Origin of the sequence: Ruminococcus sp., from assembly GCF_024691275.1 — a bacterium.
In the GTDB taxonomy this organism is placed as follows: domain Bacteria; phylum Bacillota; class Clostridia; order Oscillospirales; family Ruminococcaceae; genus Ruminococcus.
Map to the genome: position 1 here is coordinate 1 of NZ_JAILNU010000069.1, position 17,771 is coordinate 17,771.

The 17,771-nt window shown below is 45.7% G+C and carries 13 protein-coding genes; 3 read left to right on the top strand and 10 right to left on the bottom strand.

Annotated elements, in window-relative coordinates; genetic code table 11:
• The first annotated feature begins 432 nt into the window (after positions 1-432).
• Entirely contained in the window at positions 433-924 is a 492-nt protein-coding gene (locus tag K6G33_RS08220; RefSeq protein ID WP_296778193.1) for a GNAT family N-acetyltransferase, read from the top strand.
• 420 nt (positions 925-1,344) lie between these two features.
• Here the strand turns inward: K6G33_RS08220 and K6G33_RS08225 are convergent, their stop codons facing one another.
• From K6G33_RS08225 to K6G33_RS08245, 5 genes are all read right to left on the bottom strand, one after another.
• The gene (locus K6G33_RS08225) at positions 1,345-4,098 is read right to left on the bottom strand and encodes an ABC transporter permease (protein WP_296778196.1); all 2,754 of its coding nucleotides are present in this window, start codon (positions 4,096-4,098) and stop codon (positions 1,345-1,347) included.
• A 12-nt stretch (positions 4,099-4,110) separates the two neighbouring features.
• Complete coding sequence (locus K6G33_RS08230; RefSeq protein WP_296778198.1) at positions 4,111-4,785, bottom strand: ABC transporter ATP-binding protein; 675 nt, start codon at positions 4,783-4,785, stop codon at positions 4,111-4,113.
• 125 nt (positions 4,786-4,910) lie between these two features.
• A complete protein-coding gene (locus K6G33_RS08235) occupies positions 4,911-6,125 on the bottom strand; it encodes a sensor histidine kinase KdpD (RefSeq protein WP_296778199.1) in 1,215 nt (404 codons plus the stop codon).
• Complete coding sequence (locus K6G33_RS08240) at positions 6,101-6,709, bottom strand: response regulator transcription factor (protein ID WP_296778201.1); 609 nt, start codon at positions 6,707-6,709, stop codon at positions 6,101-6,103. Before K6G33_RS08240 ends, K6G33_RS08235 begins: the two co-directional genes overlap by 25 nt.
• Positions 6,710-6,858: 149 nt before the next feature.
• A complete protein-coding gene (locus K6G33_RS08245; protein ID WP_296778203.1) occupies positions 6,859-8,169 on the bottom strand; it encodes a hypothetical protein in 1,311 nt (436 codons plus the stop codon).
• 436 nt (positions 8,170-8,605) lie between these two features.
• Here K6G33_RS08245 and K6G33_RS08250 point away from each other — a divergent pair, with 436 nt between their 5' ends.
• Both K6G33_RS08250 and K6G33_RS08255 read left to right on the top strand, forming a co-directional pair.
• Positions 8,606-10,108, top strand: coding sequence for a DNA methylase (locus tag K6G33_RS08250; RefSeq protein WP_296778206.1), 1,503 nt, complete (start codon positions 8,606-8,608; stop codon positions 10,106-10,108).
• A 69-nt stretch (positions 10,109-10,177) separates the two neighbouring features.
• Positions 10,178-10,579, top strand: coding sequence for a hypothetical protein (locus K6G33_RS08255; RefSeq protein WP_296778207.1), 402 nt, complete (start codon positions 10,178-10,180; stop codon positions 10,577-10,579).
• A gap of 644 nt (positions 10,580-11,223) precedes the next feature.
• On the opposite strand, the gene K6G33_RS08260 is transcribed toward K6G33_RS08255, so the two are convergent.
• The 5 genes from K6G33_RS08260 to K6G33_RS08280 all read right to left on the bottom strand — a co-directional run bounded on the left by K6G33_RS08260 (position 11,224) and on the right by K6G33_RS08280 (position 17,639).
• Positions 11,224-11,781 (bottom strand): hypothetical protein, encoded by a 558-nt coding sequence (locus tag K6G33_RS08260; protein WP_296778210.1) that lies wholly within the window; start codon positions 11,779-11,781, stop codon positions 11,224-11,226.
• 166 nt (positions 11,782-11,947) lie between these two features.
• Entirely contained in the window at positions 11,948-13,495 is a 1,548-nt protein-coding gene (locus K6G33_RS08265) for a hypothetical protein (protein WP_296778212.1), read from the bottom strand.
• On the bottom strand, positions 13,482-14,036 hold the full coding sequence (locus K6G33_RS08270) for an RNA polymerase sigma factor (protein ID WP_296778215.1): 555 nt from the start codon (positions 14,034-14,036) through the stop codon (positions 13,482-13,484). Before K6G33_RS08270 ends, K6G33_RS08265 begins: the two co-directional genes overlap by 14 nt.
• 83 nt (positions 14,037-14,119) lie before the next feature.
• Positions 14,120-15,190, bottom strand: a complete 1,071-nt coding sequence (locus K6G33_RS08275; protein WP_296778217.1) for a histidine kinase — start codon at positions 15,188-15,190, stop codon at positions 14,120-14,122.
• A 100-nt stretch (positions 15,191-15,290) separates the two neighbouring features.
• Positions 15,291-17,639, bottom strand: coding sequence for a glycogen/starch/alpha-glucan phosphorylase (locus tag K6G33_RS08280; RefSeq protein ID WP_296778219.1), 2,349 nt, complete (start codon positions 17,637-17,639; stop codon positions 15,291-15,293).
• Positions 17,640-17,771 lie beyond the last annotated feature (132 nt).

Consider the following 17,771-nt stretch of genomic DNA (forward strand, 5'->3'; position numbering starts at 1 on the left):
ACAAATCCAGATATACTTGAAGAGCTCCTGCCGTGGAATAGATCTGTACAGAAAATTTGTAAAGCATTATGAGCAATAGTAATCCCCGAGCCGCAGCTCGGGAATCTTTCATTTACAGGTGGTATGTTATTGAGCGGTTACTATAGTTGCTGCAGAGATTGTTGCTAAAACTTTTTTGAATGTTTTTTTCATTTTTAATATCCTTCTATAATTAAAATTTTGAGCAGTCGACCGCTATATTTTTTATAATATTTCGCGTGAAAACAGCGTGATTATTTTATGGGAATATAATGAAAAGTTTAGAAATTAAACATTAAATACTAAATGTATTAACGCTAACTATATTTTGTAATAGATTTTTCCTTATATCAGTTGACTTATATAGGCTTATGTGGTATAATCAGTTTTATTCTTTACAATTCAGGTGATAACATGATAATACGAAATATAACAGAAAACGATAATTTTGTTGCTATACGCGAAATATACGAACGAAGCTGGAAATCTGCTTACAGGGATATAATCCCGAAGGAATGGCTTGACAGCCGCCCAAAGGAAAAGTGGGGCGGAAATATCCTCAAAAACGGCAGGGTCGAAACAGGGGCGTTTATCGACGGGAAAATAGTTGGAACTGCCTGTTACTGTCAATCGCGGTGGGATAAGTTCAAGGACTTCGGTGAGGTCGTTACCATTTATCTTTTGCCTGAATATATTGGTCAGGGCATTGGCTATGCGCTTATGGAGCACTGTATATCAGCGCTGAAAGGGCTCGGCTATGATAAGGTACTTTTATGGGTGCTTGAAGAAAATACACGCGCAAGAGCTTTCTATGAGAGGTACGGATTTGTTCTCACAGACGAGTTCATCGACGACAATATAGGTGGACGCGATGTCCGTGAGGTAATGTACGTTTTGAACGTGTAGGAACAGCTTATACGCTGCCATAGCGTACTGGTAAACAGGCATCTGATACAGGTGCAGCTGCCCGTGTATGAATAGCATATGAACAAAATTATGCATTTCACGCTAAAAAATTGCATTTCGTGCATTTTTATTGCTTTTTTGCGGCTGATGTATTATTATATATTTAGTTGCTTGTGATGAGCAGCGTGTTGGATGGGGGACGCTATAATTTCTCTAAAGCTCTAAAAGATCAAACAGTAACATCCTAATCAATATCCCCTTGTTATAGTTTTGTCCACCGTCCTTTCTGTGATTAGACTGTATTCCTTGTCAGTCTATTTATTGCACTTTTGGAAGCATTCCAATGCCGCGTGTATGCTTCCAAAGCAAAAGAGCAGTTCATTTTGAACTGCTCTTTTGTCTTTTATAAGCGGTATTTTATTATCCGTTTGCAGCCTGTGCGATAGCTTCCACCTTGCCGAGGTTCTTGATGGCAGGTATAGCTGCTACGAGGGATATAATGATATTTACAGTAATGGAAATGGCAATCGTCAGTGCTACCATGCCCCATATTGCAGGGGACTTGTCCTGCATGATCTTGTATACGAATAAGATGAAACCTGTTACACCAACGGCTGTACCCGTTACGGCAGCTGTTGCGGAGAACATGATAGTTTCCAGCATAACGCTCTTGCGGAGCTGTTTCCTTGACATCCCCACGCTTCTGAGCATCATAAGCTCGCGGCTTCTGTTGAGTACGCTGGTGTTTACCGAGTTTATCATTGAGAGGATTCCTACGAGCCATATTGATACAAGGAAGCCTATGAGTACCTTTATGATAGAATTTATGAATTCATTAGCTCCTGTACCTACCTGATACATATTCTCAGTGAATTCATAGCTTGATTTGGAAGTAAATTCGTTAAAGAGTCTTTCTGCTTCTTTATAGTGCTTGTGATCGCTTACTCTGAGGTAAATGTGATATGAATGATTGAATGAAGGAGCGTATTCAATAGGCAGGATAAATCCTTGTCCTTCTGAACTTGCTGAAATTCCTATAATATTGTATTTTTTACCATCGAGAGTTACTTCCGGCTTATCGTCGAGTTTTTTATAGCTGGTTGGGAACTCCTCAACATTTATTTCGAGTTCGTGATCGCGTGTAAGGTTGCAGTTATTATATAAAATACCGCCGCTGTCCCTGAACTCTGCATAGCTCATGCCTGTTATCTTGTCAAGCTCGTTCATGCGGTATTCTCCTTCATTTATTAAGGCTATCAGTTCATAGCCGCCGATTCTACTCGGATCTTTGAGCTTGTTGTCTATCAGCTCCCGCTCCTTTTCTTCAAGAGATGTAACTGGCTCGATAGCCTGTATGCCGTAATATGAGAATACTTCTTTGTCGCTGAAGTATTTATCAGGCATTTCTGTCGGATTTTTCGGATCGCTGCTATAGTAGGAAACGATCTCAAGATCATAGTATTTCGGATCGCGTGATTTCTCCACGGTACTGCGGATATATGTGCCCATAAGTATAGTTATGGTGAACATAAGCACACCGAGTGTCATTGTCACAGTCGAAACCACAAAGCGGCTCTTTGCTGTCTTTATGTTCTTTCGTGTATATCTTCTCAGGAACTTGTTAGCGCTGAGGTCAAGCTTTGACTTGTACTTTCTGAATTTACGCTTCTTACTCTTTGGCTTACCGAAATTGAGCGCTTCAGCAGGTGAAAGCTTTCTTGCCGCCCACATTGCCGAGGTATATGCTGATATGAGTATCGCTACAAGACAGAGAACCACGCCTATAGCCATTATTGGCGCAGAAGCCTTGTACTCGAAGAACGACAGACCTATGTTATTTATAGAGTTGAAAGATGCATGGCACAGAAGCAAAGCTATGATCGTACCGAGTGGAACTGCTGTGAAGCAGTAGAACAGAGCCTCAGCAAATACCAGAAATGCTATCTGTGTCTTTGATGCTCCCATTACTCGGAGCGCTGCAAAGTGTGTGCTTCGTTCCTGTACAGCCATCTCGAAGGCATTGTCGATAACGAAACGCGATATGAACCATGCTATAAGGAGCACTATCAGCATAGGAATAACGATTATAGCAAGTATCTTGTATATAGCGTAAGGGCTCTTCCATTCGAGAGCGAGGAGAGTATCATTTTCAATATGAGGAAATTTGTATGAATCGAAGAACTGTGTGCCATAGTCGTAGCCGAGGTCTGTGAAAAGCATTTTCAGGGCTTCGTCGTAGTCACAGTTGTCGATAAGACGTATCTTCATTGAGGGGGTCTTCTCCACAAATATATCTGGGTTCTTCTCACCAAGTTCCGTGAAGTTGACGTCTGTATTATCAGTATTGACTATCTGGAAAAAATGCGTTACTATCTTTGCATTGTAATTGGTGAAGCCAGCTATCTTCACGGTGTATTCAACAGGCTCACCGTATACCTCATCAGCTACAGGGATATCGTCCAGCCCAATCTTATTTCGGTCGCCGAGGTATGTGTCCAAAGAAAGCTTATAAGCGCTGTTCTGCAAATTGGTCGGAAGATCAGCAAATTCAGCATCTTTCTGGGTATATTCAGTACCGTATCTCTCTTTCAGTTCAGAACGAGCTTCCTTTATGATGTCTGAATCTTCATCGAATGAAGCACTTACAGGACATATGGAAAAAGTAACTGTATCGCCCTTTGAGTAGCCCATTTCGCTGAAAAAAGCGGGAAGATATACACCATCTGCGTCAGTATCATATTTAATAGAATCAGGTGCTTCACTGTATGTTCCGTCTATAAGCTTTTTATTGCCAAAGCCCTTATAGCTGTTCAGTTTTTTGGTTCTTATGGTTTTACCGTTTACGGATATCTCGAAGTATGCGATACCGGAATCAGCTTCAAGAGAAGCACTATCTGCCTTTGAGCCGTAGTAATCGTCTACTACCGCGTGATTCTTTACGGCTTCAAAAGCCTTGTCACGATCCCTTGATTTTTCTATCCAGGAGGATATATCTACTTCCCACAAACCTTCTTCAACTATTTCCTCATTCATGAGGGTCTGGAAGATACTGTTGCAATATGAGCATACCGTCGCAAGTATGAAAGCCGACAGGGTAATGCACATGAATGTGAGAAAGGTACGCATTTTTTGTCGGCGTATGTATTTCATGGAAAGTGCAATGAGATGTTTCATGTCACCGCCTCCTTATTCTGAAAGAACACCGTCCGTGATACGGCAGATACGGTCAGCCTGAGAAGCGATACTGCCGTCATGGGTAATAAGTATGAGTGTCTGGTCATACTTCTTTATGGAGCTTTTGAGTATAGAGATTATCTCGCGGCTGTTTTTGCTGTCAAGGTTGCCTGTAGGCTCGTCAGCGAGGATTATCTGGGGTTTGTGTATGAGGGCACGGGCAAAGGCAACGCGCTGCTGCTGACCGCCTGAGAGTTCGTGAGGATAGTTGGTGCGCTTCTTGTCAAGTCCCGTGAGCTTTAGCAGCTCCTCGAGGTATTCCATATCAGGAGAAGTGTTGTCCAGATTGAGCGGAAGCACAATATTTTCCTCCACGTTCAGTACGGGAATGAGGTTGAAGGACTGGAATATAAAGCCGATGTTCTTGCGGCGGTAAGCCGAGAGAGCGTTGTCGTTCATCTGAGTGATGTCCTTGCCGTTTACGAAGATACTGCCGCTTGTAGGGCGGTCAAGAGAGCCGAGACAGTTGAGTAGAGTAGTTTTGCCGCTGCCGCTTTCGCCTGTAACTGCGAGAAATTCGCCTGCACAGACTTCAAGTTCCACGTTGTTGAGGGCGTATATCATATTTTCGCCTTCGCCGTACTGCTTGACGAGTTTTTCCGTTTTGATTATTATGTTTTTTTCCATATAATTACCTCCCTGTTCAGAGTATATCCTTATTGTAACTATAGTTTAACATTACAATCTTACAGTAACGTTACAAAAACAAAAACGGCTGAAAAAATTTTTTCAGCCGTTTTGATATGTATTTATCATGACTTTATGAATACGAACTCGAACCGTGTACCCTTGCCGAGTTCTGAATATACGAGTATCTCGCCGCCGTGAGCGCGGACGATCTTCTGGGATATGGACATTCCCAGCCCCGAGCTGTACATGGTCTTGTCGTTGGACTTTACAGAAAAGCGCTCGAACAGCTTTGGTATATCCTCCTGAGGTATGCCCTTGCCGTTGTCTGATATGGCGATAGTAGTCAGCACAGCATCTTCGTACAGCTTCACTTTCAGCTCTGAGCAGTCAGCGTGATCGGCTGAATTTTTGATGATATTCTCGACAGCTTCACACAGCCAGCCCTTATCGCAGTCCATGCGGATACTTCTGTCAAGGTCGGGAGCGACGGATATTTTCTTGTTTCTCAGCAGGGGAGACATACGCTTTACGGCGATCTCGCATACTTCGGCAAGGCTGCACGGCTCCATGCGGTATTCGATCGCGTCGGCGTTGAGCTTGGCGAGCTTTATTGCTTCTATAACGAGCCGTTCCATGCAGTCAAGATTGAGCTGCACCTCGTCCGAGAGCTTGTCGCGGCGTTCCGCGGACAGATCGTCAAACTCGCTGAGCATATCGGTATTGAGCCTTATAACGGCAAGAGAAGTTTTTATCTGGTGCGAAAGGTCTGTGAGGAAGGTGCGCTGAAAATGCTGCTCATTCAGGAGCTTTATCCTCAGACCGTTGATCCTGTTCACGAGCCTTTCGGCGGCATCGGATATCCTGTGTACAGAGCCCAGATCTTCGCCGTAAAGGTTTATAACGCTGTTGGCTTTGTCGGCAGCCTCGATACATTCATCTCTCAGCTTTTCGAGGTCGCTGTATATCGTCATAAGCTCGCGGAGAGCCACGGCGAACCATACAACCGACAGCAGTGCCAAAAGTCCGAACATAGGTATGAATACAGTATTTCTCACAGAGCTGTAGCTTTTCATGAGTTTGGGCGGCAGTTCATGGTCTATGCTGTATTTTTTAAACAGCTCCTCGCCGTTGGCAATGTATTCTTCCTGTGGGATATCTGTGAATTTACCGCCGCCTGCAACAGCAAGCTCTGAGCTTATCTGTCCGCGGACTATTTTTTCTGCGCATACTTCAGAAATATAATAGGATATGCCTGCGGACAGAGCTATGAGTATAATGAATATGAGCAGCAGTCTCTTGGGAGCGCGGTTGTTTATGAATCGGTCTGTTCTGTCCATTTATAGCCCATTCCTCTCTTGGTGACTATCCTGCCGCAGCCTGTGGCTTTACTGAGTTTTTCGCGCAGACGGCTGATATTCACCGAAAGGGTGTTGTCGTTTACGAAGATCCCCTTTGAGTCCCAGAGGTATGCGAGTATCTGTTCGCGGGTGAGGTACTGTTCGCGGTTGAGCATGAGGTAGCTGAGGAGCTTCTGCTCAACGGCGGTAAGCTCCATTTCGGGGACTTCGGGAACTCTGCGCAGATTTGCGCGGATACGTGAAAAGAGTTCGCGCAGTCTGAAAGGCTTGGTGATATAGTCGTCGCCGCCGCTGTCCAGACCGCGGACGATATCAGCCTCGTCATCACATGAGGTAAGGAATATAATAGGAGTTTGTACAGTTTTGCGTATGCGTCTGCACAGGTCTATGCCGCTGCCGTCCGGCAGCATAACGTCGAGTATGATAAGGTCGGCATCGGCTGCATTCAGTATTGCAGCAGCAGCGGTGCTGACTGCTATAACGCTGTAGCCCTCGGTCTCAAGGGCAAAAGCGATATTTTTATTGAGAGTTTCGTCGTCCTCGACAAGAAGGATAGTATTCATATTTCACCTCAGTTGTTTTTCCTATATTGTAGCATATATGTAAAAAAATTACAAGCTGTCATTTTGAATGGACGGATATGATCTGCGGCAAAACAAAAAAGCTGCACCGCATGATAAGCAGTGCAGCTGTGTATTCGCAGTTGCAAATATCAACCTTTATAGATCGAGATATCTTCGATATTTTTGAGTACGCTTCCGCAGAGTTCCTTCCACTGAGCGACCTCAGCTTCGTCGTAGGAGATGACCTTCTTAGCCCATGAGCTGCAATAAGCACAGGCATTGGGAGCTGACTGACCATCTTCAAGGATATCGCTTGCGCAGAGTGAGTTAGCACAGTTGTTGTTCTTGACGAAGTGTTCAAGGAAGCCGTCGAGCTTCTTGTTGTCAACAAAGAGCTTAGGGAGGTGCATAGTTCTTCCGTAAGCCATCATAGCCTCGGGCTTCAGTTTTTCCACCCATCTCATAGGCGGCACATCTGCCGGAGGACCGCCTGCACCCATAGGCGGCATACCTGCCGGAGGTGCGCCTGCACCCTTAGCGTTCATAGGCAGAGTTGCGATAGTCTTAGCCTGTGGCCAGTTTACGATATCGAGAAGGTTTCCGTCATAGGATTCTTCCATATATCCCTTTACAACTCTATGGAGGAATTCGGTAGTTCTTGTTCTGTCGATAAGCTTTATCGAGAAGTTCTTATTGCCTGTTTCCTCGGCGAGCTCTCTGTAGTAGTGAACATCTTCGGGACGTATGAACTCGGCAGTAAGGATAGCTGCGGGATGAGTTACCTTCTTGTATGCGCAGTTTACGAGAGAGTAGTCCATTGTGAACTTATCAGGATCTGAATGTCCTACAAAGCAGCCATGTGCAAGGCGGAAGGGACATTCTCTCAGGCAGAGGTTGTTAGCGATGACACGAAGGTGGAGATCACTGTCCTTGTACTGAGCGAGAAGGTTTCTGAGAACGTCGAACTTTCTGTTGAAGCCGTGGTCGAGAGTTATCTCGTCTACGCCCCAGTTGCGCCAGTACTCGATGTGCTGGATAGTTGTTGGGTAAGCGTAAAGACCAAGGGTAACGAACATATCCTTGAATTCTCTCTTGACGTATTTAATAAGGATAGGCGAGTTGAGAGTCAGAGCTCTTACGCCCATATCATACAGCGTATGTATAAAATCGCGTATCTGCTTTCCTACTACGGGATCGACCTCATTCTGGTCCATAGAAAGAGGGTTTATGAGGTAGTTGAAGGTGATATTGCGCTTTTTACATTCTTTGATATAGTCAGCGAACTGATCCATCGTAAAATCAGGAACGATCGAAGCGGTACGTCCGCCGGGAAGTCCGTCATGCTTGAGTTTACCAAAAAAACTTGTTATAGAATGTTTTTTGTCGTACTCATCGACGAAATCAAATAATTTGTAATCAAAATTACAACCGAGATCAAATGAAATAGAGTCTTGATTCATTTTAATACACATCTCCCTGAATAAAATAAGGACTGATATACAGTTCGTAAGCAAAATTAGTTATTGGAACAGTTCAGTAAATTATTGTTTGATATCTTTTTATTTTTGTATTTAAAACGTGATTTTTTGGTATTTTCCCTCATAGTCCCATACAAAATTATATCACTAAATGTACAAAGTGTCAACTAATCGCCCAAAAACTTAATAGAAAAAATAGAGGTTATTTTTTGTAGGTTTTATACAAGCAGGAAAGTAAAAATTAGTATATTGCTGTGGAACTCTGAGGAATTTTTGTGGAACATCGGGTTTTAACGAGCAGAAGTCATAATTCGCCTAAAAGTAAATATATTTTATTTTTATGAAAGTACTTGACAATTTGTAATATCAGGATTATAATATATAAAGAACATATGTTCTGAAAGAGAGGGGCAGGAGCATGGAAAAGAAATATATCGCAATAGACCTGAAGTCGTTCTATGCTTCGGTAGAGTGTGTCGAACGGGGGCTCGATCCCCTTGATACAAATCTTGTTGTAGCCGATAAGAGCAGGACGGAAAAAACTATATGTCTTGCGGTATCGCCGTCGCTGAAAGCCTGCGGAGTTTCGGGAAGACCGCGCCTTTTCGAGGTCGCGGCGCAGACGGCAGACGTGAACGCAGTGCGGAGATATAAAGCACCGCGCAGGAAGTTCCGCGATAAGTCCTGTATCGCCAGCGAGCTTAAAGCCGACCCGTCGCTGGAGCTGTCGTATATCACGGCGGTTCCGAGAATGGCGCTGTACATAGAATACAGCACAAGGATATACAATGTATACCTGAAATACATAGCGCCCGAGGATATACACATATACTCCATAGACGAGGTGTTTATAGACGCTACGGCGTACCTTGATACTTACGGAATGACCGCCCATGAGCTTGCAATGACGATGATACGTGATGTTCTGAAAACCACGGGCATTACTGCCACTGCGGGGATAGGCACGAACCTTTATCTCTGCAAGATAGCTATGGATATTGTCGCAAAGCGTATGCCGCCCGATAAGGACGGCGTGCGTATTGCGGAACTGGACGAGATGTCTTACCGAAAACTTATGTGGGAGCATCGTCCGCTGACGGATTTCTGGCGTGTGGGACGCGGATATGCGAGCCGACTTGAACACATCGGCATTTTTACAATGGGAGATATCGCACGTTTTTCCGCATCGGAGTTCGGGGAAAAGGCACTGTATAAGATGTTTGGGGTAAATGCGGAGCTGCTCATAGACCACGCATGGGGCTGGGAACCCTGTACCATAGCGGATATAAAGAGCTATCGTCCCGAGGTGAACAGTATAAGCTCGGGGCAGGTCTTGCAGGAGGCTGCCGAGCATGATACTGCACGGCTTATCACATGGGAAATGGCTGATATGCTGTCTCTTGACCTTGTAGGGAAGGGACTGGTGACAGATCAGCTGACGCTGACTATCGGCTATGATGTGGAGAATCTCCGCAGAGAGGATATAATAAGGAATTATACGGGGAAGGTGGTACTTGACCACTATGGCAGACCTGTTCCCGCACACGCTCACGGTACTGTGAATCTTGCGGCACAGGTGTCATCGTCAAAGCTTATCACTGAGGCGGCTATGGAGCTTTTCGACCGTATCACGGACGGTATGCTCCTTGTGCGCAGGATAACCATATGTGCGAACAGGGTAGTGCCTGCTGAGTCTGTCCGTGAGGAGCTGCGTCAGCTTGATTTCTTCACTGATTTTGAGGAGGAAGAATGCCGCCGCAGTGCGGAAAAAGCGGAGCTAAGGCGCGAAAAGAACCTTCAGCTCGCTATGCTGAGAATGAAAGAGCGCTACGGCAAGAATGCAGTCCTGCGCGGAACTAATCTCTGTGAAGGAGCTACTGCCCGTTCACGCAACAGGCAGATAGGCGGACACAGAGCATAAATGTTGGGGTAAAATATAATACAGAGCGGCTGCGGTGTCAGCTGCTATAAGCTTGAAGGGAGGAGTACTATGTCAGACAGTTACGAAGATATAATGGATATGCCGCACCATGTCTCGAAGACACGGGCACAGATGCCTCGCCGCAGCCGTGCGGCGCAGTTCGCACCGTTTGCGGCGCTCACAGGCTATGAGGACGCTGTATGCGAGACTGCACGGCGCACCGACATCAAAGCCGAACTGTGCGAGGACGACGCGGCGGAACTGAACGAAAAAATAAGGCTTCTCGGCGCTCGTATCGCCGCAGAGCCTTACTGCGAGGTGACATATTTTGTTCCTGACAAGCACAAAAGCGGCGGCAGATACGTTACAGTGTCGGGAAATGTGCGCTTTATAGAGGAAGTATCGCGGCAGCTTGTGTTCTGCGGCGGACTTCGCGTACCGCTTGATGATATAATGAAAATATCGCTGTAAAAAGAGCAACAGCCCTACCTCCCGCCCAAGGAGATAAGACTGTTCTGATTTGCCCTCTTACAAAAGGAAGGATAGCCAAAGGAATTTAAAACAATATATCACAAAGACCGCCTATAGTCTTTGTAAAATTTTGTGGTACGATCTCTGCGTAATACTGTCCTTGCCTGCAAGTTCCGAGCTATCCTGTCAGAACTTACAAGTATTCAAACCCGAATGCAGGTCAGGGGAGTATAGTGCAGAGTCTCCCCGCCTGCGGGTCTGTTGACTAAAAAATATGCAGGAAATATTGGTATAATTAAAGAGCGGAATAAATGCTGCGATCTTTTTGCCGCTTAGCTGCGGCTGAATATATAATGTACCTAACCGAATGCCGTGGTTAGTACTGTGGATTGCACTTGGAAAATTTATTGCTGTTCCGTATTGCGGAACTTTATAATAGTGTCTGTAACATTTATGTGTTTACTCATATGCACCTCGGCTGCGAAAGATGGTAGGAGGCAGCCGAAGATATGAGCAGCTTAGCAGCGGCTATAGCACTGTCCGCTGCAAGCCTGCGTTGTCAGGAAACAAAGGCGGCGGGAGAGGGACCGCTCACCTTTGTCAACACCTGACGATATAAAAAAGTCTACGAATTTATGAGTATCTCACGCTGAATCTGCGTAATACAGCATGAGTACCAAACGTTTTGGATCAGCATCAATCTTGACTGAGCTCTGACATTCAGATCTGTCGGGAGTGCGGCTGCGTGGCATAGCCTTAGCAGCCCCGCGCTCCTCCCAGCTGAAAGTACCACCCTCAAAGGTGTTGTGGAAACAATAGCCATTTTCATCAGGGTCTGTATTATCGGGAGGGATAACAGGTTCGCTTGGCATACTATTTCCACTGCTGCCCTCAAGAGTTGATGTTGTTTTGAAAAAGCTGAAAACGGGCTTTTTCGTAAAAGAGAGGTATTCAACACCGAATGTTTTCCTATGTTCAGATTTGATGAGGTAGGTACTGAACGGAAACAGCCGGACATTAGCAATATAAAAGTCCTTCGCGGCAGCGAAAGAATGCCTGTGGTCTGCGAAAGGCAAGCTGCTTGCACAGCAGTCATGCTTCGTACAGGCTGGGGCGTCACGCATCATACCGATCCTTGGCGGAGATGATCCCGGACAAGGCTTAGGGAAAGATATTCCTGACGCCGAGATTATTTTATTCAATTAATATCACTCCAAATTTTTATCCCTTAGCAATCAAATATTGCTATATTTTTATTATAAATAAAATGTGAATTGATAACAACCGACAAAACAAATATTTGGTGGACAAAATGAAGAACTTGCAAAATAGCCCGTACTGCCGAAAAATGGGCGGTACGGGCTGTTTCTAACTTGTTAGTTGTTCGTAAATTTTATTAACATTTTCTTCACCTATGTCAGCGTAAAAATTACCGTTGTTAAGATCCGTGCCTACTATTCCGTTGCTGTAAAACACTATACATCCTCCGTAATCATCATCAGATACAGTAATTACATTCTCTACTATATAATTTAAATAGAATAAGGGATCTTGCGGATCACCCTGCGTTTTTACGGGGGTATCTGCAAGCGGAGCGAGCATCTCTAAAAGTTTAGCTTTATTGAAAGGCTCTATTTCGGTATAGCGTTGAAGGTCATAGGCATAATTTGTTAGAATACTGTTGCGGAAGTCTGTTGCTTCAAGGAACTCACCGATATCCTGCGAGAGGAAATTACAGTTTATACCCAGATATACCGTATCGCATAAATCGAATTTCACCTTGCATATGAATCTCGGATCGAAGTTTTTATACTTGTACACCGTGTAGGACATAAGACGTAGTGTTGTTTCGGAGTACACATCTCCCGAACCTAATTCTTCATCGGAATCGCTGATAGCAAGAGTATATGTGCTTTTTGCAAGAGTATAGGTCGAGTCGTTGAATGTGAAGCTTGTACACGGTATAAGTTCGCTGGTAGTAGACATATAAGGCGGTGCAGATGTCGATGTAATGCGCGTTGTCATAGGCGGCTCCATAGTGGAGGCGACGCTCGTTGTGGTGAGCCATGGCGGAACTGCTGTTGTTTTAGTTGTTGTAAGCCATGGGATATTCGTTGTTGCAGAGGGTAAACGTGTTGTAGTCATAGACGGTTGGCGAGTCGTTGTATAGGTAGCATACGTTGAGGTAGCATACGGTCTTGTAGTTGTTGTGAATACAGGTGGGATTCGTGTAGTCGTTGTTACGCGCCTTGTCGTGGACATGGTTACGCGCCTTGTTGTTGTAGTGGTCATGCGCCTTGTTGTGGACGTGATTACACGCCTTGTTGTTGTAGTGGTCATGCGCCTTGTTGTGGACGTGGTTACACGCCTTGTTGTTGAAGTTGTACGGCGCATTGAAGTCGAAGTCGTCTTTGAGTTTCCTGTTGTCAGATATGTAGTTTTCTGTAAGCGGCTCGTTGATGAACGTGACGGAGCTGTTATTTCCATTCCTGAAGATGTTGTGCGAACGTTTCCTGTGGAAGTTCTGCCTGATGACTTCCTGCTCGTAGTAACAGTAGTGCGGTTTCCGACAGCTGTTGATGAGACAGTTGTCTTTGTATTTTCAGTGCCTGAAGAAGTTACAGTGGTTGTTATGCTTACTTCGGAAGTTGTTGCTGCGGAAGTGGTAACAGTTAAACTATTATTGGCAGAAGTAGTAGTTGCCTCGGTCGTTATGTAGATATCTGTATTTTTATCGGGTTTGATGTCCTTTAGCAGATCCATCTGCCAGATGCTCAGACCCACCATCATCATGATACAGCAGCTGAAAGCGATAGCTGCCCGCTTGAAGAATATTGCCTTTTTGCGTTTCTTTTTCTCTAAATACTCATCTCTGCGCTGAAAAACTCTGTTTGCGATCTCATTATAATCTTTCATACTCAAAGCCCTCCTTTTCAAGCTTTGATCTCAGCGCAAGCTTGGCTCGGTACAACAGGTTTTCCACCTGTCGTTTGCTCTTGTGCATTACAATAGAAGCCTCGGCGTTGCTCAGATCTTCAAAAAATGTCAGGTAAAGCACCTGCCTGTAATCAGAAGTGAGGGAAGCCATTGCTCTGTGAAGTGAGATCTTTTGTTCTTCCCGCAAATAATCTTTTTCTATATCGAGCTCATCGGAAATATCATAGAAATCATCTGCAGGTCGGTCGGATAAATGCGTTCTTTTTCGCATACCGTCTATAGCGGCATTGCGGGCTATGGAGTACAGCCATGTTTTAAAAGAACTTTTTCCTGAAAATTTAGGTTTTTTAGCAGCAAGCTTAAAGAATGTATCTTCCATAAGCTCTTCGGCAAGGCAGAAATTGCCTGTTATGCCATTGAGATAAAGGATAAGACCGTCTTTATAATCACGGATCAGCTCGACTAATCCGTTGTCATCACCGTCAAGGTAACGGCGGTAGCTACTTGCACCGTTATCCATGAGCGCCTCCTTTCCAAAGAAATATCCTTTCTCACTTATTAGACGTATGAGAAAGGCATATCTCTCAATATAATTCAAAAAATTTAATGGGGTAATGATTTAGGTATTGACATGAATATTCTGAAGCCGTTATCTGACGGAGTAAAAGTGATGACGCCTTTAAGAGCTTCGGCACGGTCGCGCATATTTTTCAGACCGATGCCGCTTTCTTTTATCTCGGAGCAGCTGCCGTTGTCTGTCAGCATGAGCTGATAAAATGCAGGGTGCTCACGAACGGTTATGCTTATATGATCGCCGCTGGAATGTTTTACAGCGTTGGACAGACCTTCTTTTACAATACCTATGATGCAGAGCTTGATATTTCCCGCGACATTTTCTCCGATATCGCAGTCAAGATCAACAGTGAAGCGGTGGTCTACAGAAGCGATGCTTTCACGAAGCACCTTTTCAAGATCAATGGAATCGTCATGAAGGTCGTGGACGCTTTCGCGTATACTGGTCATAGCGCTGTCGAGAGTATTGCGCAGGCTTTCCAGCGGTTCGCGGAGATTTTCGTCCTTGTTGATAACGAGGAGAGCTCCTGACTGGAGCAGGGAGCGTGTGAGCATATGTCCAACATTGTCGTGTATCTCACGGGCAATGCGGTTGCGCTCTTTCAGTGTAGCGATATGTATCTCGTTGTCCTGAGCCTCTGCAAGGCTGATATTCTGTTCCGAGAGCAGGAGATTCTTGCCTGCTGCTTCATCGCGGAGCAGGGTAAGTGTCTTGACAGTCTCTTCGAGGTGAGATACTCTCAGGTAGATTATTACAGCGATCACTGTACCGACTGTGGTGAGTATCAGCTGTTCGGGTTTGAGTGCATCAATGTTTGGGATGACAGCTGCCGCAGGAAGCGTCAGCCACCATTTTTTCTCCCACAAAGCGTCGTAGAGCAGCAGCGGTACCGAACAGAATGCCAGCGGGAAAAATCCGCACAGCAGCGAGCTGACTGCTATCAGTACAGAGGCTGCCGCAGTTCCTGTCAGGAGCTGTGCCGATGAGGAGATTATTACAGTCATAACAGCTGCAAGTACAGGGGAGTAAAAGCTGTCCGACATGACAATTCCTATGATGCATATGAGGAAAATGGCAGTTTTGTCTATCAGCCTGTTCAAAATATCGCCGCCTTTCGTATACTGATGAAAGCTTTATACATCTCAATGGGCGAACACAGTGTTCGCCCATAATTACCATATCAGCTGTAGGGCATGAGCTTTATCGGCAGATACCCCATATGTTTTCAGCGTAGTCTGCAATAGTTCTGTCAGAGCTGAATTTTCCTGCATTGCACATATTCAGCCACTGTTTCTTTGCGAATGAAATTCTGTCGCCGCTGTAGTCGTATATGCAGCGCAGCTTTGTCTCAACGTAGTCTCTCAGGTCGCCGAGGAGGTAGTAGTGGTCGGGAGCGTGCCAGCTCGCACCGTCGAGGAGAGCCATGTACAGCTCGCGGAAATCGCCGCTGCCGCCGTCGGAAACAGTTCCGTCGATAAGCGAGGATACCACCTTGCGCACCATTGCGTCTTCAGCGAATATCTTTCGGCTGTCGTAATCGGGAACTATCTTTTCGAGGTCCTCAACGCGAGCACCGAAGATATAGTTGTTTTCTTCGCCTGCTTCCTGAACGATCTCGATATTTGCACCGTCGTAGGTACCGAGAGTAACAGCGCCGTTGAGCATGAGCTTCATATTGCCCGTGCCGCTTGCCTCAGTGCCTGCTGTGGATATCTGCTCCGAGATATCTGTGCCTGCAACCAGCTTTTCAGCGTAGGAAACATTATAGTTCTGAACGAATACTACCTTTATGAGGTCGCGTGTATCAGGGTCAGAGGATACTACTCTGCCGATCTCGTTGATGAACTTGATTATAGCCTTTGCACGGCGGTATCCGGGAGCAGATTTAGCTCCGAAGATGAAAGCCGTGGGCTTGAAGTTCTGTATGCTGCCGTCCTTTATGCCATAGTATATCCAGAGTATGGAGAAAGCATTGAGGAGCTGTCGCTTGTACTCGTGAAGCCTTTTTATCTGTATATCGAACACGGAATCGGGGGAAACCGTGATATCGTCGTGAGTCTTTATAAAGTCTGCAAGCTGCTGCTTCTTGTCCTGCTTAATGTCGATGAAGCGGCGGAGCACGTTCTCATCGTCAGCGAATTTTGAAAGCTCTTTCAGCTTGTCCAGATCGTTTATCCAGTCGTCATTGCCGAGAAGCTCGGTGATAAGCGCGGAGAGCTCCTTATTGCAGAGAGCTATCCAGCGGCGCTGAGTGATGCCGTTGGTCTCGTTGCGGAAGCGCTCGGGATAAAGGCTGAACCAGTCGGCGAGAACGCTGTCCTTGAGTATCTGGGTGTGTATCTCCGCAACGCCGTTGATATGGCTGGAAGCATAGCAAGCCATGTCTGCCATGTGGATAAGATCCTTCTTTATGATCTTTATGCGGTTTATTTTGTCCTTTTCAACGCCTGCTGCGTACATATCGGCGATAAGGGCTTCGTTTATCTGGATAATGATAGCGTATATCCTCGGGAGAAGCTCCTCAACGAGGTCTGTGCGCCATTTTTCGAGAGCCTCTTGCATTACGGTATGGTTGGTGTAGTTGAATATCTTCTTTGCCATAGCGAGAGCAGCTTCAAAGGTATAGCCCTCGTTGTCCACAAGCTGTCTTATAAGCTCGGGAATGGATATAACGGGGTGAGTATCGTTGAGCTGTACGGAGATGCAGTCCGCAAGGTTGTCAAGAGTGCCGTAGCGAGCCTTGTGCTTCTTTATAATATCCATCAGTGAAGCGCAGCTGAAGAAATACTGCTGCTTCAGGCGGAGCTTCTTGCCGTCGTCGGTATCGTCGTTAGGGTAGAGCACACGGGAGATATCCTCAGCGAATATCTTTTCCTTTGAGGCTTCGAGGTAGTTCTGCTTGTTGAAGAGGTCGAAGTCGAACTCCTTAACAGGTTCAGCCTGCCATAGCCTGAGAGTGCCCACATTTTCGGTGCGGAAGCCGAATACAGGCATATCATAGGGGACAGCCTTTACGGTCTGACCGCTGTACTCGATAAGGACAGTGTCCTCGTCACAGCGCACCGACCACGGGTCGCCGTATCTTGTCCAGTCGTCGATGTCCTCGCGCTGGAAGCCGTCAACGATGGACTGCTTGAAAAGTCCGTATTTATAGCGTATGCCGTAGCCGTCCAGAGGAAGTCCCAGTGTAGCGGCACTGTCAAGGAAGCAGGCAGCAAGTCTGCCGAGACCGCCGTTTCCGAGGGCAGCGTCTTCTATCTCCTCAAGGGAAGAAAGGTCAAGTTCCAGCTCTGAAAAGGCTTTTTCAACGTCGTCATATATTCCGAGGACGAGCAAATTATTGTACACAGCGCGTCCCACAAGGAACTCCATCGAGAGATATGCTGCGCGGCGTTTGGAGAGGTGCTGCTGTCTGCTCTCATTCCATTTGTCTGCAAAAAGCTCCATGACTGTTTCGCCGAGAGCACTGTGGAGCTGCTGTGGAGTTGCGGCTTTGATGTCTTTAGGAAGTTTGCCGGTGAATTTTTCAATAAATACATTCTTGTCCATTTTTCATTCCCCTTTTCTGACCTGAGACCAAGCTCGGTAAAATTACGATATACTTTATTATAACACAGCTCGCAGCCTTTTGCAAGTATGGAAAAATGTGACAAATGTCATATCATAATCTGACACGAGACA

Bases quoted from the DNA above. Each gene is read 5' to 3' on its own strand.
- K6G33_RS08220 (WP_296778193.1), top strand. From the start codon at position 433: ATGATAATACGAAATATAACAGAAAACGATAATTTTGTTGCTATACGC.
- K6G33_RS08255 (WP_296778207.1), top strand. From the start codon at position 10,178: ATGTCAGACAGTTACGAAGATATAATGGATATGCCGCACCATGTCTCG.
- K6G33_RS08280 (WP_296778219.1), bottom strand. From the start codon at position 17,639: ATGGACAAGAATGTATTTATTGAAAAATTCACCGGCAAACTTCCTAAA.
- K6G33_RS08265 (WP_296778212.1), bottom strand. From the start codon at position 13,495: ATGAAAGATTATAATGAGATCGCAAACAGAGTTTTTCAGCGCAGAGAT.
- K6G33_RS08225 (WP_296778196.1), bottom strand. From the start codon at position 4,098: ATGAAACATCTCATTGCACTTTCCATGAAATACATACGCCGACAAAAA.
- K6G33_RS08270 (WP_296778215.1), bottom strand. From the start codon at position 14,036: ATGGATAACGGTGCAAGTAGCTACCGCCGTTACCTTGACGGTGATGAC.
- K6G33_RS08230 (WP_296778198.1), bottom strand. From the start codon at position 4,785: ATGGAAAAAAACATAATAATCAAAACGGAAAAACTCGTCAAGCAGTAC.
- K6G33_RS08240 (WP_296778201.1), bottom strand. From the start codon at position 6,709: ATGAATACTATCCTTCTTGTCGAGGACGACGAAACTCTCAATAAAAAT.
- K6G33_RS08250 (WP_296778206.1), top strand. From the start codon at position 8,606: ATGGAAAAGAAATATATCGCAATAGACCTGAAGTCGTTCTATGCTTCG.
- K6G33_RS08245 (WP_296778203.1), bottom strand. From the start codon at position 8,169: ATGAATCAAGACTCTATTTCATTTGATCTCGGTTGTAATTTTGATTAC.
- K6G33_RS08235 (WP_296778199.1), bottom strand. From the start codon at position 6,125: ATGGACAGAACAGACCGATTCATAAACAACCGCGCTCCCAAGAGACTG.